Origin of the sequence: Providencia sp. NPDC089933, from assembly GCF_049545585.1 — a bacterium.
GTDB classification, from domain to species: domain Bacteria; phylum Pseudomonadota; class Gammaproteobacteria; order Enterobacterales; family Enterobacteriaceae; genus Providencia; species Providencia huashanensis.
The window spans coordinates 320,763-343,759 of the sequence record NZ_JBMWDT010000001.1 but is presented as its reverse complement, the minus strand read 5'-3'; the positions used below and the strand labels follow the sequence as shown (position 1 = coordinate 343,759).

Annotated in this window: 38 protein-coding genes; 4 read left to right on the top strand and 34 right to left on the bottom strand. The window is 40.8% G+C overall.

All coding sequences use genetic code 11. The features are described from left to right. Nucleotide 1 precedes the first annotated feature (1 nt). The 34 genes from ACPEH5_RS01815 to ACPEH5_RS01650 all read right to left on the bottom strand — a co-directional run bounded on the left by ACPEH5_RS01815 (nucleotide 2) and on the right by ACPEH5_RS01650 (nucleotide 20,396). Entirely contained in the window at nucleotides 2-349 is a 348-nt protein-coding gene (locus ACPEH5_RS01815; RefSeq protein WP_210831427.1) for a phage tail protein, read from the bottom strand. Beyond that, the gene (locus ACPEH5_RS01810; RefSeq protein ID WP_210831426.1) at nucleotides 349-813 is read right to left on the bottom strand and encodes a phage tail protein; all 465 of its coding nucleotides are present in this window, start codon (nucleotides 811-813) and stop codon (nucleotides 349-351) included. Before ACPEH5_RS01810 ends, ACPEH5_RS01815 begins: the two co-directional genes overlap by 1 nt. Nucleotides 814-839: 26 nt before the next feature. Beyond that, nucleotides 840-1,244, bottom strand: a complete 405-nt coding sequence (locus ACPEH5_RS01805) for an HK97-gp10 family putative phage morphogenesis protein (RefSeq protein WP_281110938.1) — start codon at nucleotides 1,242-1,244, stop codon at nucleotides 840-842. Continuing rightward, nucleotides 1,241-1,630 (bottom strand): hypothetical protein, encoded by a 390-nt coding sequence (locus tag ACPEH5_RS01800; protein WP_281110939.1) that lies wholly within the window; start codon nucleotides 1,628-1,630, stop codon nucleotides 1,241-1,243. The genes ACPEH5_RS01805 and ACPEH5_RS01800 overlap by 4 nt, the downstream gene beginning before the upstream one ends. Beyond that, entirely contained in the window at nucleotides 1,617-1,943 is a 327-nt protein-coding gene (locus ACPEH5_RS01795) for a phage head closure protein (RefSeq protein WP_281110940.1), read from the bottom strand. Before ACPEH5_RS01795 ends, ACPEH5_RS01800 begins: the two co-directional genes overlap by 14 nt. An 8-nt stretch (nucleotides 1,944-1,951) precedes the next feature. Then, nucleotides 1,952-2,254 (bottom strand): head-tail connector protein, encoded by a 303-nt coding sequence (locus ACPEH5_RS01790; RefSeq protein WP_423727013.1) that lies wholly within the window; start codon nucleotides 2,252-2,254, stop codon nucleotides 1,952-1,954. A 92-nt stretch (nucleotides 2,255-2,346) separates the two neighbouring features. After that, nucleotides 2,347-3,567, bottom strand: a complete 1,221-nt coding sequence (locus ACPEH5_RS01785; protein WP_423727020.1) for a phage major capsid protein — start codon at nucleotides 3,565-3,567, stop codon at nucleotides 2,347-2,349. A gap of 15 nt (nucleotides 3,568-3,582) precedes the next feature. Further along, a complete protein-coding gene (locus tag ACPEH5_RS01780) occupies nucleotides 3,583-4,188 on the bottom strand; it encodes an HK97 family phage prohead protease (RefSeq protein ID WP_004911618.1) in 606 nt (201 codons plus the stop codon). Further along, nucleotides 4,178-5,410 carry a phage portal protein gene (locus tag ACPEH5_RS01775; RefSeq protein WP_004911621.1) on the bottom strand — a complete coding sequence of 411 codons (1,233 nt, stop codon included), beginning with the start codon at nucleotides 5,408-5,410 and terminating at the stop codon, nucleotides 4,178-4,180. The genes ACPEH5_RS01780 and ACPEH5_RS01775 overlap by 11 nt, the downstream gene beginning before the upstream one ends. After that, nucleotides 5,400-5,561, bottom strand: a complete 162-nt coding sequence (locus tag ACPEH5_RS01770; protein ID WP_004911622.1) for a hypothetical protein — start codon at nucleotides 5,559-5,561, stop codon at nucleotides 5,400-5,402. Before ACPEH5_RS01770 ends, ACPEH5_RS01775 begins: the two co-directional genes overlap by 11 nt. After that, nucleotides 5,558-7,288 (bottom strand): terminase large subunit, encoded by a 1,731-nt coding sequence (locus ACPEH5_RS01765; protein ID WP_231068032.1) that lies wholly within the window; start codon nucleotides 7,286-7,288, stop codon nucleotides 5,558-5,560. Before ACPEH5_RS01765 ends, ACPEH5_RS01770 begins: the two co-directional genes overlap by 4 nt. A 2-nt stretch (nucleotides 7,289-7,290) precedes the next feature. Then, nucleotides 7,291-7,749, bottom strand: coding sequence for a phage terminase small subunit P27 family (locus tag ACPEH5_RS01760; RefSeq protein ID WP_117162334.1), 459 nt, complete (start codon nucleotides 7,747-7,749; stop codon nucleotides 7,291-7,293). A gap of 136 nt (nucleotides 7,750-7,885) precedes the next feature. After that, the gene (locus tag ACPEH5_RS01755) at nucleotides 7,886-8,233 is read right to left on the bottom strand and encodes an HNH endonuclease (RefSeq protein ID WP_281111331.1); all 348 of its coding nucleotides are present in this window, start codon (nucleotides 8,231-8,233) and stop codon (nucleotides 7,886-7,888) included. After that, nucleotides 8,175-8,468 carry a hypothetical protein gene (locus ACPEH5_RS01750; protein WP_281111330.1) on the bottom strand — a complete coding sequence of 98 codons (294 nt, stop codon included), beginning with the start codon at nucleotides 8,466-8,468 and terminating at the stop codon, nucleotides 8,175-8,177. Before ACPEH5_RS01750 ends, ACPEH5_RS01755 begins: the two co-directional genes overlap by 59 nt. After that, the gene (locus ACPEH5_RS01745) at nucleotides 8,465-8,920 is read right to left on the bottom strand and encodes a hypothetical protein (RefSeq protein WP_281111329.1); all 456 of its coding nucleotides are present in this window, start codon (nucleotides 8,918-8,920) and stop codon (nucleotides 8,465-8,467) included. Before ACPEH5_RS01745 ends, ACPEH5_RS01750 begins: the two co-directional genes overlap by 4 nt. 18 nt (nucleotides 8,921-8,938) lie before the next feature. Then, complete coding sequence (locus tag ACPEH5_RS01740) at nucleotides 8,939-9,100, bottom strand: hypothetical protein (RefSeq protein WP_164565499.1); 162 nt, start codon at nucleotides 9,098-9,100, stop codon at nucleotides 8,939-8,941. Between the two features lie 11 nt (nucleotides 9,101-9,111). Beyond that, nucleotides 9,112-9,582: a lysis protein gene (locus ACPEH5_RS01735; protein WP_272536959.1), complete on the bottom strand. Its 471-nt coding sequence runs from the start codon at nucleotides 9,580-9,582 to the stop codon at nucleotides 9,112-9,114. Between the two features lies 1 nt (nucleotide 9,583). Next, nucleotides 9,584-10,066 (bottom strand): TIGR02594 family protein, encoded by a 483-nt coding sequence (locus ACPEH5_RS01730; RefSeq protein WP_196725105.1) that lies wholly within the window; start codon nucleotides 10,064-10,066, stop codon nucleotides 9,584-9,586. After that, complete coding sequence (locus ACPEH5_RS01725; protein ID WP_196724991.1) at nucleotides 10,063-10,431, bottom strand: hypothetical protein; 369 nt, start codon at nucleotides 10,429-10,431, stop codon at nucleotides 10,063-10,065. Before ACPEH5_RS01725 ends, ACPEH5_RS01730 begins: the two co-directional genes overlap by 4 nt. Next, nucleotides 10,431-10,844, bottom strand: a complete 414-nt coding sequence (locus tag ACPEH5_RS01720; RefSeq protein ID WP_147675574.1) for a putative holin — start codon at nucleotides 10,842-10,844, stop codon at nucleotides 10,431-10,433. The genes ACPEH5_RS01725 and ACPEH5_RS01720 overlap by 1 nt, the downstream gene beginning before the upstream one ends. A gap of 132 nt (nucleotides 10,845-10,976) precedes the next feature. Beyond that, on the bottom strand, nucleotides 10,977-12,158 hold the full coding sequence (locus ACPEH5_RS01715) for a hypothetical protein (protein ID WP_281111328.1): 1,182 nt from the start codon (nucleotides 12,156-12,158) through the stop codon (nucleotides 10,977-10,979). Between the two features lie 140 nt (nucleotides 12,159-12,298). Beyond that, nucleotides 12,299-13,702 carry an AAA family ATPase gene (locus ACPEH5_RS01710; protein WP_147675572.1) on the bottom strand — a complete coding sequence of 468 codons (1,404 nt, stop codon included), beginning with the start codon at nucleotides 13,700-13,702 and terminating at the stop codon, nucleotides 12,299-12,301. A gap of 112 nt (nucleotides 13,703-13,814) precedes the next feature. After that, nucleotides 13,815-14,495 carry a bacteriophage antitermination protein Q gene (locus ACPEH5_RS01705; protein ID WP_209102189.1) on the bottom strand — a complete coding sequence of 227 codons (681 nt, stop codon included), beginning with the start codon at nucleotides 14,493-14,495 and terminating at the stop codon, nucleotides 13,815-13,817. A gap of 32 nt (nucleotides 14,496-14,527) precedes the next feature. Then, complete coding sequence (locus ACPEH5_RS01700; RefSeq protein WP_423727012.1) at nucleotides 14,528-15,067, bottom strand: DUF968 domain-containing protein; 540 nt, start codon at nucleotides 15,065-15,067, stop codon at nucleotides 14,528-14,530. Further along, nucleotides 15,064-15,450 carry a RusA family crossover junction endodeoxyribonuclease gene (locus tag ACPEH5_RS01695; RefSeq protein ID WP_281111327.1) on the bottom strand — a complete coding sequence of 129 codons (387 nt, stop codon included), beginning with the start codon at nucleotides 15,448-15,450 and terminating at the stop codon, nucleotides 15,064-15,066. Before ACPEH5_RS01695 ends, ACPEH5_RS01700 begins: the two co-directional genes overlap by 4 nt. Then, complete coding sequence (locus ACPEH5_RS01690; RefSeq protein ID WP_281111326.1) at nucleotides 15,447-15,626, bottom strand: hypothetical protein; 180 nt, start codon at nucleotides 15,624-15,626, stop codon at nucleotides 15,447-15,449. Before ACPEH5_RS01690 ends, ACPEH5_RS01695 begins: the two co-directional genes overlap by 4 nt. Beyond that, a complete protein-coding gene (locus ACPEH5_RS01685; RefSeq protein WP_281111325.1) occupies nucleotides 15,623-15,970 on the bottom strand; it encodes a hypothetical protein in 348 nt (115 codons plus the stop codon). Before ACPEH5_RS01685 ends, ACPEH5_RS01690 begins: the two co-directional genes overlap by 4 nt. Next, a complete protein-coding gene (locus ACPEH5_RS01680) occupies nucleotides 15,967-17,937 on the bottom strand; it encodes a phage N-6-adenine-methyltransferase (RefSeq protein ID WP_423727019.1) in 1,971 nt (656 codons plus the stop codon). Before ACPEH5_RS01680 ends, ACPEH5_RS01685 begins: the two co-directional genes overlap by 4 nt. Then, nucleotides 17,934-18,179 carry a hypothetical protein gene (locus ACPEH5_RS01675; RefSeq protein WP_281111323.1) on the bottom strand — a complete coding sequence of 82 codons (246 nt, stop codon included), beginning with the start codon at nucleotides 18,177-18,179 and terminating at the stop codon, nucleotides 17,934-17,936. Before ACPEH5_RS01675 ends, ACPEH5_RS01680 begins: the two co-directional genes overlap by 4 nt. After that, entirely contained in the window at nucleotides 18,179-19,228 is a 1,050-nt protein-coding gene (locus ACPEH5_RS01670; protein WP_281111322.1) for a helix-turn-helix domain-containing protein, read from the bottom strand. Before ACPEH5_RS01670 ends, ACPEH5_RS01675 begins: the two co-directional genes overlap by 1 nt. 8 nt (nucleotides 19,229-19,236) lie before the next feature. Further along, nucleotides 19,237-19,440 carry a DUF4222 domain-containing protein gene (locus tag ACPEH5_RS01665; RefSeq protein ID WP_102140692.1) on the bottom strand — a complete coding sequence of 68 codons (204 nt, stop codon included), beginning with the start codon at nucleotides 19,438-19,440 and terminating at the stop codon, nucleotides 19,237-19,239. Next, nucleotides 19,406-19,582 (bottom strand): hypothetical protein, encoded by a 177-nt coding sequence (locus tag ACPEH5_RS01660; RefSeq protein ID WP_168222832.1) that lies wholly within the window; start codon nucleotides 19,580-19,582, stop codon nucleotides 19,406-19,408. The genes ACPEH5_RS01665 and ACPEH5_RS01660 overlap by 35 nt, the downstream gene beginning before the upstream one ends. Nucleotides 19,583-19,665: 83 nt before the next feature. Continuing rightward, entirely contained in the window at nucleotides 19,666-20,124 is a 459-nt protein-coding gene (locus ACPEH5_RS01655) for a YmfL family putative regulatory protein (protein WP_281111321.1), read from the bottom strand. Nucleotides 20,125-20,174: 50 nt separating this feature from the next. Further along, on the bottom strand, nucleotides 20,175-20,396 hold the full coding sequence (locus ACPEH5_RS01650) for a helix-turn-helix domain-containing protein (protein WP_006657725.1): 222 nt from the start codon (nucleotides 20,394-20,396) through the stop codon (nucleotides 20,175-20,177). 41 nt (nucleotides 20,397-20,437) lie between these two features. Between ACPEH5_RS01650 and ACPEH5_RS01645 the strand changes: the two genes are divergently transcribed. The 4 genes from ACPEH5_RS01645 to rdgC all read left to right on the top strand — a co-directional run bounded on the left by ACPEH5_RS01645 (nucleotide 20,438) and on the right by rdgC (nucleotide 22,935). Further along, complete coding sequence (locus ACPEH5_RS01645) at nucleotides 20,438-21,100, top strand: helix-turn-helix domain-containing protein (protein ID WP_094962335.1); 663 nt, start codon at nucleotides 20,438-20,440, stop codon at nucleotides 21,098-21,100. Nucleotides 21,101-21,449: 349 nt separating this feature from the next. After that, the gene (locus tag ACPEH5_RS01640; RefSeq protein WP_094962334.1) at nucleotides 21,450-21,659 is read left to right on the top strand and encodes a hypothetical protein; all 210 of its coding nucleotides are present in this window, start codon (nucleotides 21,450-21,452) and stop codon (nucleotides 21,657-21,659) included. Between the two features lie 34 nt (nucleotides 21,660-21,693). Beyond that, nucleotides 21,694-21,882, top strand: a complete 189-nt coding sequence (gene csrA / locus ACPEH5_RS01635; RefSeq protein ID WP_281111333.1) for a carbon storage regulator CsrA — start codon at nucleotides 21,694-21,696, stop codon at nucleotides 21,880-21,882. A 150-nt stretch (nucleotides 21,883-22,032) separates the two neighbouring features. Next, entirely contained in the window at nucleotides 22,033-22,935 is a 903-nt protein-coding gene (gene rdgC / locus ACPEH5_RS01630; RefSeq protein WP_281111320.1) for a recombination-associated protein RdgC, read from the top strand. The last annotated feature ends 62 nt before the right edge of the window (nucleotides 22,936-22,997 follow it).

Below are 22,997 nucleotides of genomic sequence, written 5' to 3'. Positions count from 1 at the left end.
GTTAGTTTTTTTTTGCTTCTTCCAGCGTGCCAACAGAATGACGTTTAACTAATGAAATAGCTTCAATCAGCGAGGCGTTGTCATGAATGTCGAGTAATTCTTTTGCCGTTGGTAATTCATTTTTACCAAGCTCCTTGCCATCATCATCAACTATGCAAGACAAAATCATTTCGACATTTTTTAATGATGCTTCTGTGACTTTCCCCTCCATGTTTAACTCTGCCGCTTCTTCTTCCAAAGTAAGCAATTCTGAAGCTGTCATTCGACGGATATTTACATCAACACCAAGGAGTTGAACTTTTTGAACATGAACACGTGGAGTCAAGAAAGCTGCCTTTAAGTTTTTCATTACTTAGTGCCCCCAGTTGTTGCTGTTCCCCAAACCAAGTTATTTTGTTTACCTTTTACTGTAACTTGAATAACTTCGCTCGCTGGAGCGCTGATATCAGCCATTTCCCAACCAGATAATGCCAAAATCATTGTTGCTGTACGCTTGTTGGGTAATTCAATATAAAACTGAACTGTTTTCATTCCTTGAGCTGCATTTAGAAACGCAGTGAAGTCTGCGTTTTGCGGATCGTCAATAAATCCTAGCGTTTTTTCAGGACCTTCTGGCATATCTGAAATGAATTGTTTGTTTTTATCAATTAGCGTTGTGCAATCAACGAAATTACCGGTTAAACCCGTCGCGCCTATTGCTTTACAATTCACAAGTGGTTTTAAAGCTGCAGGAAGGTCACCCACCTCCCCCCATTTAACAACCGTGCCAGCAGGAAGCATGGCGTACTCTGGCGAAGATTTTTGATCTGCCATAATATCTCCTAATTTAAATATGTTAATTATCTAATTCGATACAAGGCGTCTCTAATCTCTGTAGCAAGAATATTGAGAACGGCTTGTTTGTTGTAATCCAATGCTGGACGTATAAATGGGTGCGAAACTTGCTTTACCGTCCCCATTTCTTGAGCTAGTGCTTTCATGAAGTGTTTTTTAGAAGGGCCAACAGTAATCAACACTGAACCATTAAGTTTTTTACTTTTCGTTGAACGAATTTTGATGCTGTCACGCATATGTGCTGACTGTGTTGTTTCATCGAAACCTGCATGTTGCTTCATATCTTGCAACACTGGTTCCATCGCTTTTTTCCCAGCGTCACGCAATATTTTTGTTTTTATTTCCCCCTCAATTCGACTTAATGCATCACCTAGTTCACGTAACCCAGTTACATTCACCCCAAATTTCATTTAGCCCCCTCTGGATAAGTGATAATAAAATCACGCATCACACGCCAAATAACCCGTTTATCCGTCTGTTCTTCTCGGTTCTGCATAAAATTACCTCGCTGAACTGTTTGAACGGGATAACGGCCAATGTGACCATGAGTGATGTTTTCCCATGCATTGAGCACTGCTTTTTCAAGCTTTAATGCTTTTGAATAATCATTAGGAATTTGAAAAGTGATTTGAAATCGCGCTTGAACAAGAGAGGTTTTAGCTAAACCGGTTATCATTTTGGGGTCGCTTATTTTCTGATAAGTCACCCCTTCAAGCACATTTGAAGGAAGCGCGACAGGGTAAGTATTCAATCCCGTTAGTCGCTCTAAGTCTGCCTTGATATCAGTTTCTATCATGTCGACTGTCGACCTCCGCAGTTATAATTAAACGGTCTGGCTGGTTTCTATCTAATGCACGTACCGTGAAATTGCGCTTTTGATAAGCAATTATCCATCCCTCATCAATATCGCTACGAGGCCGAATAGTGAAATGATAGGTTTCGATAACTTGTTGCTGATCTGCTGTGCGAATTTTACGATTAGACATCGCCTCCGCTTTAGCCCATACATCAGTGACTTTTATTAGCTCTGTTTTAGATTCACCAAATTCGTCTCTGATTTCTTCAGGGCGTGATAACGCAATGCGTTTATTAAGTTCGCCGGCTTTCATTCGGTCACCTAAAGATTAATGAAGCGATAAGGCTCAAGTAATGCTTTGAAGCCAGCCGACATTGCTGTCGTTTCCCTACTTTCATAAAAGTGACCCACCGCAAGCATAATGGCCAATTCAATATCATCAGATATCAACAAACCATCGGGATCAGTTTCGGGAATATTTTCATCATAAAGCGTTCTATTAATGTAATTCTCAGCCCGTTTTTTAGCGGCTAATGCATACGTCATCAATAAGTGATCTTCTGCTGAATTATCATCATCAATCCGGCACTGGGCTTTAAGCTTTTCAATTGTTGGAAATGGCATAAATCCCCCTTAAAACCTGCGACCACCCCAGATCGCAGGCACAAAAAAACCGCAATTAAGCGGCACTCGGCTGACTAAATACAACCTAAAAACTATTTTGTTGCAGCTTTACCGACTAACGCTTTAATTGCTGAGGTATCTTCAAGTACGCAGTCAAAGCGGTGGAAAGCTAAGAACGCTGTTTGGTCGAATTCAGCGTAACGCTCAACTAAGCGCTTTAATGTCATATAGGTAACACGACGGACAATAAAGCGGTCAAAATCACCACAGAAGATGAATTTTTTACCCGCTTCCATTTTATCAATGGCCTGATCAACCACATATTGCATACCTAAGATGGTCGAAGGAGCAACACCGGCAATCGATGGCAACCAAAGTGGGCGCTTTTGCGCATCCTCCATTTCTTTCAGGTTTTTTAATGTGTCATCGTTGAACGCTAAACGGAACTTAGGCCCGTTACGGTAGGCGGGATCAAGCTTATGAGCTAACGCGTTGATGTCTTTCCAGCCAAATGCTGCTGATGCCTCAACCGTGCCAGTGACGGAAGCATCCAGACCTTTAGGTTGTAACGGGGTTCCCGCACCAGTACCTTTGACTAAATATTTAGCTTCACCACGACCAATACGCTGAGCGATACGACTGCCTAAGTAAGCTTCAATGCTTACACCGCTATCTTGAAGAAGCTCATTTGAAACACGAATAATTTTAGACGAAAGCTTTTTCGCCCCCAAAATGGCGGTGCCAAACTCAACATCTTGCTCACTAGCCGCCGTGTTTTCGCCTAATAACTCCCCTTCTTCCTCAGTACCATCCGAAGTGGACCATGTAATATCTTGACCATTTGAGGTATTTAAGATTTGAGCGACACTCGCAATACCACCGTACGCTTTCATCTGGTCAATAATTTTATTCAGCATTTGAGTTGGTACTGTGTACCCCCCTTTTTCATCAGGAGATGTACCTTGAGCACGAAGCTCTTTCAGGGCTTGCTTTTCCTCTGCCGACAGCTCACCAAAACCACTGCGTACAAAGCGATCAAAAGCCAAGTTGCGGCATTCAGCTTTTGCAGCCTCTGGGTCATTTTCGGAGTTGTTGCGCCGTTCTTGCTCATTATCATCAACAAACTCCTGGTCTAACGAACGAAGTTGCTCTTCGCGCTTAATCTGCTCATCCAATTTTTCCAGCTCAGTATTAGCCTTGTTCCATTCAGTACGTTGCTCTTCCGTCATCATGCCTTCACCCACTTTTTCATGGATTGCACGCATTTCTGTCGCGATAGTGTTACGTTTTTGTTTTAATTCATGAAGCTTCATAGTCATAGTATTACCTTATGCATTGAGTAAAGTTAAAAGGCGCTCACGCGCTAATTTCTGATTGATGGCTTTTTGCAGGTCACCACTGTTACGGGCTTCTTTCCAAGCTTCCATCGAGCGGACTGCGGCACCTGCATCTTGATAGGCGGGATACGTTACGGGGCTAACATCAAATAAACGGGAAACCTTGTGAATTTCACGAATAATTACCCCCTCATCATCTTGGTACCAATCCTCGCCATCGCGAGCGACTCTAAAAGCAAATGAGCTTTGATTGATATCACCTCGCTGCATGGGAGCGAGTACTAAATCACGGATAGTTTGAGTGTCAGGCGCAGTAATGTCATAGACCAAACCACGTTCACTGACGCTTAACGAAAGCGTACCTGCAGAGGTTCTCCCTAAAATATAGTTAGGATCATGATTGAATAACCCACGAACATCATCTTTAAGTACATCGTCGAAAGCGCCCGGCTTAATAATTTCTTTAAACCCGTACATCAATTCAGAACGTGAATCGAAAACAGAGCCCAACCCGATGATATGGGTGGGTTTATTATCCTCTCCTGGTTCTGCTCTAACTTCGCCTACATAGCAGCGTGTTTCTTGATTACTGCTCATCATTATCTCCTTTGGGTTTTTCTGTCTGACTACCCACAGGCTGAGCAGCGTTAACGCTGACTAACATTTCGTCCAGCCCATCAACGGGGTTCATATCTTCGAAAGCACGCACTTCATTTCGGCTCATCCAACCATCAGTAATACCGTAGTGATAAAACTCAGCACGCTCCTTTGCAGTACCACGCAATAAACCCGCAAGATTAAATCGAACATAGAAACCTGCACGGCGCTCTTGTCGTGTAAATAAACGTCGGTTTAATTCCTGCTCCCAGTTCACTGTCCATGGCATGATTGAATGCCGAACAAACTGAATCGCTTGCTCTGAAATGTTAGAGAAAGTGGCTTTTTCAAGGTCATTTATCATATGAGCGGGCACATTAAAGATACCGGCTATCATTGAACGATTGAGTTTCAGCATATCAATGAGTTGAGCATCAACAGGAGAAACTGTTAATGCTTTATAGTCAAGATCTGCAGGAATGAGCATCGTTTTGTTCTCCTGACTACGGAGGGCAGCACTTGCCTTTTGCCACATATCTTTTATCCGTGCCCAGCCATCTTTATTTAGTTCGCCTTTAACCGATAAAATCCCTGCGGGTCTGGCATTCCCACCAAAAAACGAACTGGTATATTTCTGACCACTCATACCCATACCAATGGTTTCTGCATGCTGAGCAATAGGACTTAACCCCATGCGCTGGTTGTTACCCAAGGCACGAATATGGATCATATCGTCTGGACTGATTGCAAAATTACCAAGTTCATTATAAACACCGTAGGTATAGCGCCCTCCTGTATTGAGCAATGTGGTTTCCCAAGGCATACACGCTTCAAGGTTAGTGACCTCGCCTTTACGGTTACGGACAACCTGTGTGTAGCCATTCCCCCAGCCTAAAATGTGACGATGCTTTGTTTCACGCCATTTATAGCTAGTTTGCCATTCGTTTGGCTCATCATGAACCAAGTAAAATAGTGGATGATCACGTGCCGTTTCGACTTTATTGCCTGATTTGCGCATCACGTGTAGTGGCATTTGAGCAATTGAGGAAGAAAGCACGGAAATACAAGCGTAAACAGCCCCTAATTTCATCGATGTTTCAGGGCTTACATGCACATCTGCCGTAAATATACCGTCAGTATCGATAGAGTCGGCCGTAATCGGTACCGAGGGATTTTCAATATTCGTTAGTTCATCATCACGAAAAAGCGCATTAAGAAGCACGTTTCCCCCTCATTGCCGCCACTAATGCATAAACCACCAGCGTTGAACCGCCGATCATCAATGTATTGGGGAGCCCATAGTTTAGATAACAGCCTGCCATCACCGCCCCAAAACCGACTAAGGCAGTGATATCGAGAAATAAATTTTTCATAGGAATAGTAAATCTTCGTCTGGGTTGAGTGAGGAAAGGAAATCGCTATCTTCATGCAGCATCGCTCTTCCGACTGCCATCATTGTCGAAACCGCACCATCAATTTTATTTTCATTGCCATCTTTGGTTGGCCTAACGACATCATCGCTACCCGGCAAATATTTACCAACCACATTTTGAAAGCACCATGTCATGATAGGATTTCCATCATGATGGAATCGACCTGCAGCAAGTGCGGCTTCAATCTCTTTCATGGGATCACTCATATTTGTGTAGTTTTGCGTAATCGAAATAGGCTCCAGCCCTTCATCCTGCAATCGATGCGAAAGCGCAATAGCACCCGAGGGGTCGATAGGACTTGAAACGATGTTGAAATGCGCTCTCAATTTTAAAATTGAGTCCTCAATGAGCCGATAATCAACTTCTGCGCCATCGCTCGGAATGAGAGCACCTTGATTGACAAAGCTTTGATAGCGTTCAGCTGTTCGTAATTTGTCAGTATCCGTTGAATAAATAGTATCTTCAGGTGCAAAAAATAATGGTGACACTGAAAAATAATGCTTTTTACCGTTAATTTCGCGCTTAAAGATTGGTGCGACACAGTTCAAATCTAGCTTTGTCGCTAAGTCGATCCCTAAATAAACATCCTCGCCGTAGAAATCTTCAATTTTTAGGCTCTTGTCCTCCGCTTTTCGCCAGTGGTCCATGTTATAGAACGCTGATTTAGCGGTTACCCAAATATTGAAATGCTTCGTTTTGATTTGATTGGTCTGTCTGGGGGTTGTTATCCCTAGCTCTTGCTTTGCTAACAGGTAGTCATATTTGACAGAGACGCCACAGTTAGGATTCGATTTAATGACTGCTTCAGGTGCTTTCCAGTCATCCTCTTTATCTATCGTGTAGATGATGCCAAAGATTTGATCGTTAGCCCCACCAGTACGAATCCCCTCAAGAATTTCAGTTACTTGGCTGCGTTTATCATAACAAGGGCTTTGAATATCAAAACCTGCTGTCGTGATAATCAGTGTAAGCGGTTGCTCACGCGCGCCCATACCCGTTGTCATTGTCGTATACAGCGCATCCGTTGAATGCTCGTGATACTCGTCAATAATCGCGCACGTTGGGTTATCACCATCACCAGGATCACCAATTAAGGGCGCAAATACAGAACCATCTGGGCGGGTCATTTTTTCTGCCCATGGCTTGATTTGAAAGCGTTTTCTTAATGATGGAAGCTTTTTGACCATCGCTAAAGCAGGTTCAAAGACTTTCCATGCTTGCTTTTCGGTGGTTGCACCGCAATACACCTCAGCGCCGTACTCACCATCAGCACAAAACATATAATTACCGACCGCAGCCGCAATGAGTGATTTACCATTTTTACGAGGTACTTCGACATACATTTCTGTAAATCGACGATTGCCACATTTCTTTTTTACCCAACCAAAAACCACACAGAAAATAAATAGCTGCCATGGCTCCAGTGTGATCCGTAGCTTTCGCTTTGCCCAATCACCTTTTGTGTGCGGCATAAGCTGAGCAAAACGACAAAACCTCTCAGCCTTATCTTTATCAAATCGATATGGCCAGTTTTTATCTTTCGCTTTCTGGAGGTCGTCTAAATGCCGTTGACATGACTGTTTGACATAGATACATGATGGAATTTTTCCGCTAACAATATCTCTAGCATATTGATTTGCCGCGTTGACGCTCGGATAAGTAGCCATAATTAAAACTCATCGAATTCGTTTCCATCATCATCTTTCTCTTTTGCGCCAGTGCTTCTCATTCGACTCAACGGGTCTAGGCCGAGCAATGATCCCAATCGTGCTATTTGCGAAACGCTGTCATTTCGAACAGCAACAGCTGGGTGCTTTTTAAGCCCACCAGATCCGCTCATTTCAGTAATACCACCACTTTCCAAGTCCATTTTGGCGTGCTTTAAAATAACCTGTTCAGCCGTAAGCATTAGTTGAAAAGCGTTACAATAAGCAACAAGTAATGGGGCATCTTCAAGTTCGAACGTGCCGCGATCGATTAAAATCTTACTTTGTGTTTTCCACAATTTTATTGCCGCATCACCCATCAATTCATCGGGTGGAGCGATTCGAGTAATACTGCTTTTTCCGTTTTTAGCAGGTAAATTTTTGCGTCGACCGCCACCCGAGGCACGGATACCAGTTGCCATTTAGCCTCCTAAAAAATGTTAAAAAGTTTCGAAAAAAATAATCCTTAATTCGCGTCCGTAAAAATTTACCTGAAGCGGCAGTCCTAGAAGGTGAGAGGGGTAGAGATTTGACCCGCCCCCCCACTGTAGATGGTTGTCACTTGCGTAATCGTTCTGTTGCTGTCTTTCTTTTATGACACGGCCAACACAATGATTGCAGGTTGCTATCATCATCAGTTCCTCCATGCGCTTTGGGTATGATGTGGTCAACAGTCTTGGCTTCTACAGCTCGAGGCAGGCAGTTCTGGCACAAATACTTATCACGCTGAAGGATTCTAGGTCGTATCTTATCCCACTTAGAGCCGTAACCTCTTTCATGTCGGCTCTTGCCCAGCTGGTGGTTCTCCCATCCTGTATTCATGTGGTCTTGACAATATCCGCTCCGGTCAGATGTTGTCTTGTTGCATCCACGCTTTCGGCAAGCACGAGGGATACGCGGTGGCATGGGCGACTCCTACTGTAACTTGTGATTTATTTAACAGATCATCAACTATCATCTGCTGTTCTTTTATCTCAGAATCAATAGTTGCTCTTTTCTTTTCCACTTCGGGCGGAAGCTCTTTATCATCAAGCATTGTGATTGCGTTCTTTATTAAATGAAGAACGATGAGCTTGAGTGCTTCATTGAGTCCCTTCGATTCATAGTTATAAACTGGTCGTCTTTGCTGTGAGTTACTCATAATGACCACCCAGACTTAGCTGATTGAATATCCGAACGAATATGCCCTAGAGAGGTTGCAAGTGCTTCATCTGAATTCGCCATAGCCTGGTTTATTGATGCAATGGATGAACCTAATGAGCTAAGTGAGGTCTCCAGTGCCTTGATACGACGCTGGTCTTCTGTTTCTGTTTTAATTACATTCTTTAAAGGACCGCTTTCTGCATACTCAGCAGTGACCACCTTAAGTGCCGCTTCTTTAATTGCATTTGTTTTAATAAATACCTGACCACTTGTAATAAAGAACTTATCAGCGCTAAATCCAACACTTGTTGGCTCCTTCAGCCCAGTGCTAACCATCAGCCCTTCAATGCGCTTTAGTTGTGCTTCCAATTTATCTAAGTCAGTGCTATCGACTGATATCTTTATAGATAGGGTGGCTATTTCTTTTTTATCTGACATGACTGTCTCCATAAATGAAGAGGCCCCTAACTAATTAGAGGCCTTTTGAAGAATATCTTCGGCTATGTTTGTGAATGCGACTATGCCAGCCTCATAATCTGAGTTAATAACTTCCCTGAGCTTCTTTTCAGCTGCATCAACTCTATCTCTATACCCGGGCACTGCATCAACTAACCGATTAAGTTCAACCATTTGATTATCCATTAGCGTTTACACTCCGCAAAGTACCAATCTCTCAAGCCGAGGTATTGCTTTTCGAGTGTTTCAAGCTGTTTAAGGAGATCGAAATAATCTTGTTCAGAGTCTCTCGCCAAGGTGGCGGATCTGCTAGCATCCACGCTGGAGGTGGAACCGTTTTCGGGCTTTGGACAGTCGGCTTTGATCCGCAGGCGCTTAGTGCCATTGATAACATCAATACGCAACTGGTCAATTTCAGCTTTTGCATTTGTGAGTTCCGTTGTGTGTTTGGTGTCGAGTTCGTGAAGGGAGTTAATGCGCTTTTCGTAGTCTTCATTAATAGCAACCTGCTCATTGAAATCACTATTTAACTTAGAGAAACTACTTTCTAACTTAGTGTGTTTATCATTCAACTTGTCAAAGTCATCAGCAACCCACCAGAGCCAAAATAGCAAAATGACACAAGCGGCCATTAATGCTTTAGTTAGCGAACCCATATCACGACTCTTTCACTGACAGTGCAGCGTCACCGATTGGCAGAGGTCGGTTATCAATTTCCACCCCATCTGGCCAGCGGTACGAAAGAACACGCTCTTTTGGGAATGCTTTGATATTAACTGCATCTGATTGATTACCGCCCAGCAACAATGGATTGCCAGATTTATCCTTACCAACAACAAAACCAACATGCCCACCGCCAGTACGCTTGCCAACACAAATACAACCGTATTTTGGTTCATTCAGCTTAATACCAAATGTTAGATAAGATTGTGAAGAGTCTGAACGAGGTGAGCGGATACCAGCTCGTTCTAGCATTGCATTAGCATAGCCAGCACACCAAGGAACATCTTTGGCGGTACCAACTAAGCCACGCAACTTACTATCAATCCACATCTGATCTACAGCTTTCGAGCCTGAATCGGTATGCTCAGACACACCGATTTCTTTTTTAGCCTCAATTAACCATTTTGGATCTGTCATTTTTTCACCATAAAAGTAAAAGGCCGCTTAATTAGCAGCCAGATTGATTTGATTCGGGACATTAACTTACTAATGACAACAATTGACATGATGTTGCCACCAGCGGAAAAGATAACGAGGAAAAAGACACCATCAAAAACAACATCAGATGGTGCTGACACTCGTTCACCACCTAATGTTTCCCATATCTGGTAAACCCAACAAATAATTAAAATAGTGCCTACCACAGAATCTCTTCGCTTCTCATAACGACAAAGAAATACAGTCGCGGCTGAAACAAGCATGAACGAAATATCAGCAGCATCCAACGGGTGAACCTCCACCCAGTGGGTTAAATCCGTGAAGATAGTTAAGAAGGTTTCCATCAGTTACCCCCTTTATTTCGCCAATCTTTAATAGCTTGTACGATACTGCTAAAGTTTCGGTCTATTGATGCTGCAATACGACTAAACAACTTTCTAAGGTTGTCTTTGTTTGCAGCAAGCACCAGAACGGGGATTAATAATGCCGAAATAATAATGGCTGTAATCTTAGGGCTAATTTCCCATGACCAGACTTGAGCAATAAACTCAGAAGCCTCTTTAGCAATGAGGATCCCCGCACCTAGCGCCAAAATAAAATGGAATATCTTTCGTCGGTTATTATCTTTGGATGCAATGACGGAAACTGAAGCGCCAATAACTGCCCCTAGCACAACACCATAGTCGGCACCAATAAGGAAACCGCCCATCGCGCCACCGCCAGCAGCACCGAGGGTTATCCCTATTGATGTGCTCATAAATGATTTTTTCTCTTGATTTAATAGAAGTCCACCAGCAATAAAAGCTAGTGAAGGTTAATGAATTCAATTGAAATTAGACAATAAAAAAGGCCACCTGAGTGACCTATTATTTTTCATTTTACGAAAATTTTATTTATTGCGTTTAGTAATTGATTCTATAACTGATGCAAGCTGCTCAAGCCCATCAAATGTTGATGGTATATTATTTTCATTAGGCTGTATATTTGAGAATATAATATTCTCAAATTTTTCTAGCGCCTCTCTATTATCCTTGCTCTTAGAGAAATCAGAATAATTATCAATAAACATGCATAAATTCATTCTAAGCTTTATTTGAGTAAGCTCAGCTTTAATTGAGTTATAATTTAAAAGTGAGACTCTAAAAAAATAAAGAACTATAATAGTTAATGCCGTAAACCCTAAATAATGAACCACATTAACATCAGATGCTTTAATTGCAGTTTCATTAATTAACTTAAAACTTAGGGGCACTAAAGATAAAAATGCTAGCAAAATAAGAACAAATAAAGAAATCCATCTTTCTCTGTTTTTCGCAATATAGAAATCAGAATATCCCTTTGTTAATCCAGCAAAATTATACTTCACCCCCAGATTTTCCAAATAGTTTTTCAGCTCTATAATTTTATTTTCTTTTATCTCTAAATCATCATGTATTTTTTTTGATTTTTCTTTATAAAAACTATCAATTTCAGATTTATAATCCGCAACCTTACTTTCAGCTATTATGCATTCCTGATGCTTTTCTGTAATGTTGTCTTCTATTTTATGAAATTCAGCCCTTACATCATTAAATTGCTCAATTTTATTTTTTAAATCATATATTGACATGCTAAATACATGGTTTTTATATTCGTATGCAGAATATTTAAGTTGTTTTACAAAATCATCATCTAGCAAATGAAATTTTTCTTCATTACTTTTTATAAAATAAACACTTCTAATAAAAAGATTATAATAAAACCCATTAGGTTGAACTGTTAAATATTCAATGAAATACCTTAAAATCACCACAAAAGAAAATAAAATTTCCATTCTAGTGTTAGACCTAATAAGTAAGTCTTCTTTATTTGAAATAATACAAACCTCATAAATTTTACTTTCATTATTAACGAATAATTCAAAAGAGTCTTTAATTATTTCAAAAAAATCCAATAAAAAATCAACTTCATCTTTTTTTAAACTTTGATTTTTTATTGCTGGAAATAGTTCATTAACTGCCCCTTCACGCGATAATGCTCTTGAAATATTTCTTAAAGAATTAGTTCTTAGACTTTCAGCTTCATTAGTCATTGGATCCCTTAAATCATGCCAAGTTATGAATCAATTTTCTGATTCTAAACGAAACAACTAAGGTATCCAAATAAAAACCCCGCACAAATGGCGAGGTTTCATTTTATGAGCTAAGTGATAACGTAGTAACTCTTATCGTATCAGCGATTTCTTTTCGCGTATTCTTTTGACAGTTCTTTTAGAAGCTCTTTTTCTTGCCTTTGTTGATAATCCACTTCAGCTTCAACCTGAGAAAAACTTTTACTAAATCTAGTGTTGGTCCTTGAATTCGCAGTTGGCTCATTGCTAGTAAAATTCTTCTGGAAGTCTAACTTAATCCCTCTAACTTCAGCATGCATACGAACATAACCTCTCAGCATATTTTCATTAAAGCGGTACCAGCCCTTCCTCTTACCAGCGAAAGCTGGAATTACAACGCTTCCATATTCATCCTTTTTTAAATAAGAAAGTATTCTGCTGAATGCAGAGTCAGTCAAAGGACTAATTTTTAATTGCTGACACACATCTTGATATGACTGCCAAACGTCACCTTTTTTCCTTTGTAGATCTGCAGAGTCAGCAACAGCCCACAGTACATATGCATACTGGGCATCTCTAGCCTCAGTGGCCTGATTATAGGATGACTTCAGACTTTGCTCAACCGACCTTACTGCGCTATCTAATCCTTCAATAAACATTGCATAATTAACTTCTCTGATATCTTCTTCTCTATCAAAAATGTTAAATAATATTTTTTCACATATAATATGGACATAATGAGGAAATCCATCACTTAAACCAGAAATTCTAAATTTTAGATCTTCAGGGATAAATATTCCAAACTCAGTAAAAGCTCTTTCAATTATATTAGCTCTTCCATCCCATGGTAGTGGCTCAAGCTTCAACTCGTGTATTTGCCTAGCGCTTGAGGCGTGCCCATGCAAGACCTCCTGAAATGACTCAGCTATGCCGGTAAATAATATTTTCACCTTGCATCGCCTATCACCAAGCTGCTTCAGCAAGGTCCCAAACTTTTCTCTTTCTTCTGAAGCTTCTATACGGTCAAATTCATCAATAACAATATAAGGAACTTCTGAATGGATTCTCTCTAGGTGCTGTAAAGCATATACAGCGGAAGAAACATCGTAAATTTCGATATTCGTGACTTCTTTTGTGTTTTTATGCTCGAACTTTATTCCATTTCCAGCGAAACCAAGAGTAATAGTTGCAGACCAATCACTCTTTTTTTTATGACCATCAATAGCTCTACGCAATGCTTCGGAAATTATAGATTCTAATGTAGATTTAGAATCACAGCTCAATAAAATAGGATCGGCTTCTTCTTGTAATTGATATGCAACAGAATGAGCTAAAGATGATTTGCCAACTCCTCTGCTACCATAAATAAATGAATGTCTTCCCGGAGCCATTAGAGCATCCGTTATTTCATTAATTTGTTTATTGCGACCAAAGAGAAACTCAGGGCTATCAATAGGCGTAGACGGCCTAACAACCTGATACAAACGATTAAGGAACTCACTTCGCGATAACGATCCGATAGCCATTAAATCTCCTTGATAACAATATATGAACCAAAGAGATAATAACAAAAAACCCCGCAATTGCGAGGTTTTATATATAATTTTGGCAACATACCAAATTAGCCTTAAATATGGCCTATTTTGTTGACTTTTGCAAGTTATGGTACCTATTTTTATTGATTTGTTTAAATCGCATACGCCCCATAGAAAGCAGTGCACATTTATCTAGTTCATAACATATTTGAAGCATGTCATCCCAATATGCTTGATAATTTTTACTCCAATTGTCACGTTCAACACCCACCAGCCGCGCTAGGTCAGTTTGTAAGTAATCACGACCAGTACAAACCTGAACAGATAACCAAACCAATGACCTCAATCTCTCTTTGACCTTTTTGGTTATTTTCTTACCTTTATGCTGTTTTTCAAATTCAGACCATATGTAAACGCTAATATTGACCTGATGGTCAAATTTCAAACTATGCCCATAACAATACTTTATCCATGAGTGTTGCTCTTCACTTAACGCATTGATAGCCCTACGCCATGAACACAGTAAGAAATCTTCATGGTCTATCATCGGCTTTGGAGTTCGGCAACAGCGAGTTTCCAATACATAAACTGGATCCGTATCACGGCAAACAAGGCGACCATTTAATTCCAAGTCCCTTTTTCTAATTCTTGGGGTTGTCCTAGTATCTGTTAGCCCAAAATCTTCAAATGCTGCAAGCTGCCCCTTAGTTGCGACTCTTAAATTTGATGTAGCTACCCATGCCATATCGCTTAAATATTCCAAGTCATGCGCATAAATTGGCATATAAAACCCTCCACTGCGTTCCGCACAACGCATTAACCAAAAACACCCAGTGCCGCTGAACGGTCTAGGAATCGAAATAACAAAACCAACTGACTTCCGTGCTCCCTTTCCCATCCGTTTGGATCCTTATGCAACTCGCTGTGGTGAATGCGACATAATGGAATAGTGAACAAATCATGGGCTTTAGTGCCCATTCCACCCTGACCATGGCCTATTAGATGATGTGCATCATCCGCGATTGAGTTACATATGCAGCAAGGTTGAGATTTAACCCAACTGAGGTACTTTTCACTTTCCCAGCGCTGTAATTTTGGTTTCTTCATAAAGCTTGCTGGTGGCTCTGGATCTACAGACAGCCTTAGCACTGGCTTTAATACTTCAATCTCATTCATCACGTCGCTGAAGCCTTGGTCAGAAAGAGAGATAAGGCCCGATGGTTTATGCTTTAGCTCCTCAGGTAAAGTCATGAGCAACATTCTGCCGACGAATGCATTTAAGTTTGCTCCTGGTCTAAATATCACAGCATTAATTTCAGGAACGATAATTGGAGTTAATATCCATTTGTGGCTCATGATATTTTCTCCACTTCTGCATTAAAGGGTCTTATCTCAATTTCAAATCGACCATCTTTTACGACTTCACACCAAGTGATATCAGCATGCTTTACTTGATCATCGTCATTCCAAACCCCAGCATGTGTTAACGCATCAAATGGTGCTTTCAGATAGTTATCAATATCCCTCCTATGCTTAGTGGGTGGGTACATCTTCACAATGACAGATACATGCTCAGTGATTGCTTTCGGTCTTTTGCGCAATTGTTCATAGATGGCGGCGGCTGCATTTGCTCGGAAAGCCCGCCCCTTTGCACTGATTAACGTTTTACCGTTGATGTTCCGCCAGCAGGCATTTACACTCGGTGGAAATGGCAGTATTAAAGTAATTGAAGATTTCATTTTGATACCACCTCATTCCAAATTTTCACCGCTTCTGTCCTATCGTTTATTGCTGGGCTTTTTTTTCCACAACCATGACAATAAACATAAAACCATGTCCTATATTCAAGAGTTTGAATATGCAGATCTTCACTTCCACACTTGCATTGCTTTAGCTCCGGCATTTTGTTTTTCATACTCTCACTCCAGCAAGCAATGCATTGAATTTTAATATCAGAGGGTCATGCGTTTTCATTAACTCTTTAACGTCACACTTTGCATATTTGTTTGTTTTCTTTCTGAATTTGCCTACTTCAAGCTCTTTTTTTGTTGTTTTTTCATACGCGTCTGGGTTGATAACATAAATAATGTGCTTCCCGTCTTTTTTGCCCGATTTTCTTACTGCGCCGCATTTGTATAAAAAATTAATCGTATTGCTTGAGTGATTGCTTGTAGATGCATACACTTCATTAATTAGTTTCGTTGTAATCTCATTTCCTGTTTTTAAATCTTCAACAATTCGAATATGTAAAGGTTTCATGCTGCCACCCCTAACTTTTTAGCTAACCACTGCGCTTGCTCTATAAATGCCTTACCGCGCTGCTCTAATTCTTCTCTGCTGATGTAATCAAATGCTTTTCCGGTCCATGTTTTATCGAATACAACAATTGCCCCAGCAAAGAATGCACCAGTTGGTTTTTGTTTTTTATCAGCGGGAATAAACCACTTCGGAACGTCAAAACCAAGACGACCCCGGATAAAACAGATGTGATCTGCATTTTCTGGCCACCACACCTCACTCGTTGCCGCTTTCAATAAAAAGACATAACGGCCACCAAGCTCCCGCATCGCTGAAGCATGAGACATAATGTGACGAACGCCAGTGATTGCCTGTTTTTCATGATATGAACTGCGTGAGTACGGAGGGTTACCAAAGGCAACACCGCCAATTTCTTTTAACTTCGCTGACCAGTCTTGAGTGAGGGCGTTATCTTCAGCGGTGTAGAAATGAAGGCACTTGCTATTCTGTCCATCAGTGAATAGATCGAGAGTAAACGGTCCATAGATAGCGTTAATGCCCCAAAATAATTCCTCGGGTGTTCTCCACTGATCCCCAACCTCTTTAAGTTCGTGGGTTGGCTTTGACTTCAATAAATTGAGCTTTTTAACATACTCGCTTTGCGGAATGGCTTGCGCTACAGCATTGCAAATACGCTCACCAATCCAGCGCATTACTGGTACTGCCATGCTATTACCCAAAGCGCGATAACGGTGACCATCTGGGCAATCATCAATAGATTTGTCTTTGAAAGATACTTTAGTGTGATTATCAGGAAAGCCCTGTAGGCGTTCGCATTCAATGGGGGTTAATCTGCGTACGATGTTATTAACACTAACACCGTGGCGATCTACTTTGGTTAATGTGTATGATATATCGCTTTCGTTATAGCCATTTCCATTACCGCCATTTTCAGGCTTGCGACCAATTGTATTACCAGCTAATGCGATAGCAGGCTGCTGAGAGGCTTGCAAACAACCTACCGTTTCAGAACTAGCACCCAGTGTTGATGATGTTTTTCCACCAGCCTGTGGATTGAAAGAAATTACATCAGTAGCTCTACTTACAATGGGTATATACCCACCGCCCATACCCATTGCAGATGTTAGGGTTGGACTAATACCCATACCAATCGCTGCGTTTGGGTGCTCTCCACCAAGTAAAATAATTTCAGTAGGGCTAAGTTCTGGATCTATAATTAAATGCCCCGCTAAAGCTTGGTTATCATCTGCGCCTGTTGCTCCAACGCCATTTGCAGTGAGGGCGGCAACCGTTTGTTTCTCTTCGCTGCACGATTTAATACCCCCAGACAGGCTTTCTCGCTCAAATAATATTTCGGCGACACTGATGTCTTTTCTAGCAGTTGCGACAACGAAGACACGACGACGTCGTTGGGGCACTCCGAAATATTGAGCATTGAGGATTCTCCAGCTAATAGTTCTTTGTGGTCCAGACACAACACCAGCGTTTGACCATTTTCCCCCTGCTGACTTAAGTTCTTCACTTTCCCCGGCAAGTCCAGCAAGAAAGCATCCAAAGGCATTGTCTTTACTACTGAGGACGCCGGGGACATTTTCCCAGACGATGATTGCTGGCTCTTTGCCTTCGTTTTTTCTGATTTCATCGATACAATCCGCTAATTCAACAAATGATAAAGTTAATTGCCCACGCTCATCACTTAAGCCACCGCGTAAACCCGCTACGCTGAACGCTTGGCATGGAGTGCCACCCACCAACACATCTGGTGCGGTTACTTCACCCGCTTTCAATTTGTCGGTAATAGTGGTCATGTCGCCAAGGTTTTTAACTTCTGGCCAGTGATGATTTAATACCGCGCAAGGGAATGGCTCTATTTCACTAAACCACTCAGGTTTCATGTTCAATGGTTCCCAAGCAATGCTTGCAGCCTCAATGCCAGAGCAGACAGATCCGTAGGTTAATTTCATCAGATAGTACCTCGCTGCTGGTGGGATTTAACATACTCGCGCATATGCTTATAACGCTGCTGAACTTGAAAATCGTCAGCATAATGATTTAAGTGGCGAAACTTCCTGCATGTAACCAAATCACGACGGGATTGATTCCATCTGTTACGAAGCTTGCGAATAGTGCGCCATTTACGTAGCTGTTTGAACATGGCAATCATGCCTAACACGTCAACGCCATAGATTGTTTTAGTTTCACTACGCATCACGCTGTCACCTCTTTCGCTGCTTGCTCTGCTGCCTGTTGCCAAATGCCTGCCCATGCCTTACGACCTACAAAATCAGTCATGCGACGAACGCCTGATTTCCCAGCCAGTTCACTTGCAATTTCCTCAATACGATTTTGAGGTTTTGAACGGGAACCAATAATTCTTGTGAATGCTTCATCACGCTCAACAGCATCGACCTTAACTTTTTGCCCACCAGCAAGGCGCAATGTGAGGTCGTCCCACTGGTTACGCAGTGTTCTTGGGCACTGAACATTTTTCTTCCAAAACTCGTCTTGGCTAATACGCTTGTAAAACTGACAAATTTCTTTGTGACTGTGACCATCAACGGTAACCATCAAGCGAACATCGTTTGCCCAATCAGTAAGATTTGGGGCTTTAGGTTCTTTCAGGCCAAGCTCTTTGAATACCTCGCACTTGCGCTCAAATAACCATTCCGCGCATTTGAGGTCATTGGCTGAGCCCCATTTTTGAAAGTTAGTGCTGTAAATCACCGCCTCTGGGTAACGATTTAAAAAATCAATTTTTGACTGGTCGCTGGATTCGTTAGAATTCTGCGACGAAGAGTTAGTTACTGATGGATCATGTATTGAAGTTACTGACGGATCGCCCCCAGATTCTGGCGGGTCAAAACGGTTATTTTTGCTTAATTCTGACGGGACAGATTTTGATGCAACAGATTTTGATGTGTCAGGATTTGACGTATCAGAAACTGACGCTTGAGAAAGTGCAGCCATTGCCGCTGAAGCTAATTTATCAACGTTTAATTGATAGATATTGCTCGCATTGCGGTTACCTTTACGTCGCTTTTCGCTTGATAACCAACCCGCTTTCTCTAAATTTTTAATTGCCGTGCGCACAGTACTTTCCCCTGCCCCAATTTGACGAGCAATTGTCGGTACCGATGGCCAACAAACACCATCATCATTTGAAAAGTCGGCGAGACGGGCCATTATCGCAACAGAGGTTATTTTTAAACCTGCACTTGCGCAGCCATCCCATACATAACTTGATAGTTTTACGCTCATGCTGTTACCTATTTAACTTCTGTATAATATTTCTTGAATTGTTCGAGGGGCTCAAAACAGGGGTGCTCATAGTCATCAAGCATGAAAACAACCCGTTGCCTTGGTTTGTCCCACTCAACAACATGGACGACGCGTCCCCGCTTATCTCTAAAGTAACGATTGAGGTTCTTATGTTTTTCATTGGACACGATTCCCTCTCCCAAAAGTTGCATTAAAATCATCTACCAACCACTCAACAAACTTGTAGTTGGTCTCTTGCCGCCCTTCTGGTACCTTTAGTTCATAGACAAAACGACCGTCGCGGATAGATGCGCGTACTTGCGTTCTACCCCGTAAATTCGTTAAACTGCTCATGCTAGTTACTCCACACAAGTTGTTATTAGCACTCGACGCTCGGGACCGCATATCCTGAGCGTCACCCTTTCTAGTTATGCTCATCATTGTTTAATCCCATAAACCGTTTTTAATGACTCAATAAACCCTGCAGCGTACCCAAACACCTTTGCCAACTTGCGATCTATTGCCTTAATTTCCTCGTCAGTAAGAACGCCATCAGAAATGCTATTTTGAATCAGTACAGATAACGCACCTTGCATAGCGCCAAGATTCATGCGTATTTCAAAAAGTTCGACTGCATCTAAATTCTCAGGCTCGACTTTAGTTGCAGGAACCATTGAGTGGCGATCCATGTGATATTCCACCAGCAACTTAGTGCCTGATAATTCTTCAATTGCTTCAAGCTCATCATTTTCAAAGAAACGACAGCCGTTTTTCTCATACAACTTGTTATTGAAGGTGGTTTCAGAAATACCCAATGCGCCAGACATTGCCGAGCGCCCACCGGGGAATGCTTTACACATCTCTTTCACGACTTCTTTTAATGTTTGTTTGCACATATCTACAATTCCGTTGTTTTGTTTGTAGTTAACTCAGTTAGTTGGATTTGTTATTGTTTGCCTGTTCCAATTAGTTCATACAGATCTGGTCTTATTTCATGAGGTAAAACAGCATTGTTGGTAGCTTTCACAATAGACATAACCAACCTTGCGTCTACACCACCTCCATGAAGCCAACGCCAAACTGTAGGTTGGCTAACGCCGCATAAGTCAGCTAGTTTTTTTTGCCCCCCAGCAATATCAATTGCTTTTTGAATTGCTTTGTTTTTCATTTTTTAACCCTTTTAGTATTGTCGTGAGATAAATAATAGCAATGAGTATTAATTTATACAATAGCAATGAGAATTTGATTTTTAATACGCATGACTATAAATTCGCATTCATGAAAACGACACTGTCTGAACGCCTTCAAAAGGCTATGAAATATAGGGGCAATATGACTCAGGGTGCTTTAGCTGAAGCATCAGGTGTTGCTCAACCTACTATCTGGCGTTTAGTTAATGGAAAAGCTAAAGGCTCTGTTAAATTAGTTGATATAGCTAATGCTCTTGGCGTGAATGTTGATTGGTTGGCGAACGGAATTGGGGAAATGGAAGGGTCTAATAACGAGCAAAAATTTAGGCTAGATAAATCTCTTAATATTTCAGTTTGGGATGAGACTGGTGAGACTGACGATTTCGTTTTATCCCCCATGGGCAAGCCATTACCGTCTTACCGTGCATATGTCCTTAGTCGCAATACAGGGTGCGCTGAGGCACCTAACGGGAGTATCGCCATTGTAGATACTGAGATAACACCAGGAACGGGGGATCTGGTGATAGCGCAGGTCAACAATTCTATTTCTGTATATAAATTTTTAGATGGTGGTAGTCACGGCTTCCTGTCAGTTGATGATAATAGAGTGCCATTGATTGATTTATCCTCTGCACTATTTATCGGAGTAGTTGTCTTTCTTGTTCGTGATTTCAGGAGGTAGCTTGTTTTCTTTTTTTTACTAACAAGCACCTCTCTATACTCACCAACCCCATCTCTCACCAAAACTATCACCATCGTCTCATTCCTCTCGAATATAACATCGTAGCTTTTGGTTATTTACTGTGTATTTATACAGTAAATTGTTTTATACTTTATATTCTCAAGTAAAATTTGCAAGAATTATTCTATAAAAATTCTAATAGCCTTTCGTATTATTATAAAAATAAAAAAATAATCCTTTTAATTTCAATTAAATGCAATCTATCTTAAAATAAATAAAATATACTTATTGCTATAATTAATACTCATTGCTATATTTATTCCATCAAGACAATTACTAGGTGGATATCATGCAAACCAATTCAAATGAACCAATCGTTACTTTTAGTGTGCCAATGTCGCAGGATGATGTACGCGAGTGGATACTAGAAAAAGCTAAACAAATTAATAACCTGCAAAAACTACGCAATGAACGTGATGAGCTGCAATCTAAACTCGAAAAGCTCGACGAAGAAATTGCAGAGTGCATGGATATGTGTGCAGTTACTGTTAGTGCTTAACTGAATTCAATTGTGTGGAGTGCTTAGTATGGGAATGCTTATTTTGACACGTCGAATTAATGAAGAAGTTATGATCGGCGATGATATTAAAATTAGAATTTTGGGTGTTAAAGGGAACCAAGTGCGGATTGGTATCGCTGCCCCAGAAGATGTATCAGTACATCGTGAAGAAATTTATCAGCGTATCTTAGCTGAAAATAGTATTGCCACTGCTAGTAATTGACCCTTGTAGTTTTTGGCGGTGTTGTGCCGCCCTTTTTCATAATACATAAGGCCGCTGATATTCAGTGTTCATACTAGGTAAATATATTCATTATTTGTCAGTGGTCTTATTTATTGTGTGGAGTGTTAATAATTATGCGGAGATTAACAGATGAAGCGTTTTCCAATTACTAGCTGTGTTATTTTTAAGGCTGAATTACCCAGTGCCGAAGTTTTAGAAAGTCATTTAAAAGAATTACCCTTTGTTGATATTTTAGAGTCACATTCTATTAGCTACGGATTTATTCCTAATAAAATCACTGGTGAATTAGTTACACCAATTGAAGGTGGCTATATTATTACTTTTCGTATTGATGAAAAGATAATCCCTAAAGCGGCTATTGCATTTGAAGTTAATAGACGTATTGAGAAATTGAAAGAGCAAGGCGCTAATGACTTAAATGAAACGGAAGTAAAGCGAATCGCTATAGAGGAAATGCTAAAGGTCGCTTTAACTAAAACAAAAATCATCACCGCCCTTTATCACGTTAAAAAAGGTTTTCTTATTGTATCGAGCACTCGCAAACCAGAGCACCAAGCGCTTGTTAGATGCTTAATTAAGGTTTGTGGTTCGGTAAAAACAGAAACAATCCATGTTGATGATGCTAAGAACGGTATAACAACTCGCCTGATTAACTACATAAACAATGAACCACCAGCAGACTGCTTTGGCGGGAAGTTATATCCTTGCAACTTCTACTTGCTGCAAAGAAAAGTAGAGAAAAAATTAGAGTCTGTTAAATACGACGCTGAACTGCACTATGTCCAACGCGAATTAAGTGAGAGTCTATCAAATGGATTTCGTGTCAGCCTATTGGAATTATCAACCCTAGATATTGTCTTTAAATTAAGTGATAACTTCGAATTCAAGGGAATAAAACCAATTAGTGAAGTTGACTGTGATGGTGATAGAGTTTTCCGTCATCGGCATGTTAATTCTTTATTTATGTTTTATATGATAGACACCATTGAGTTATTAATTGAATTATTAAAATACAAAGAAAAAACAGAGTAACTATTTAACCAACACCAAGGAATTTAACTCTCTTTATTAAGAGACAGAATCTTATTATCTAA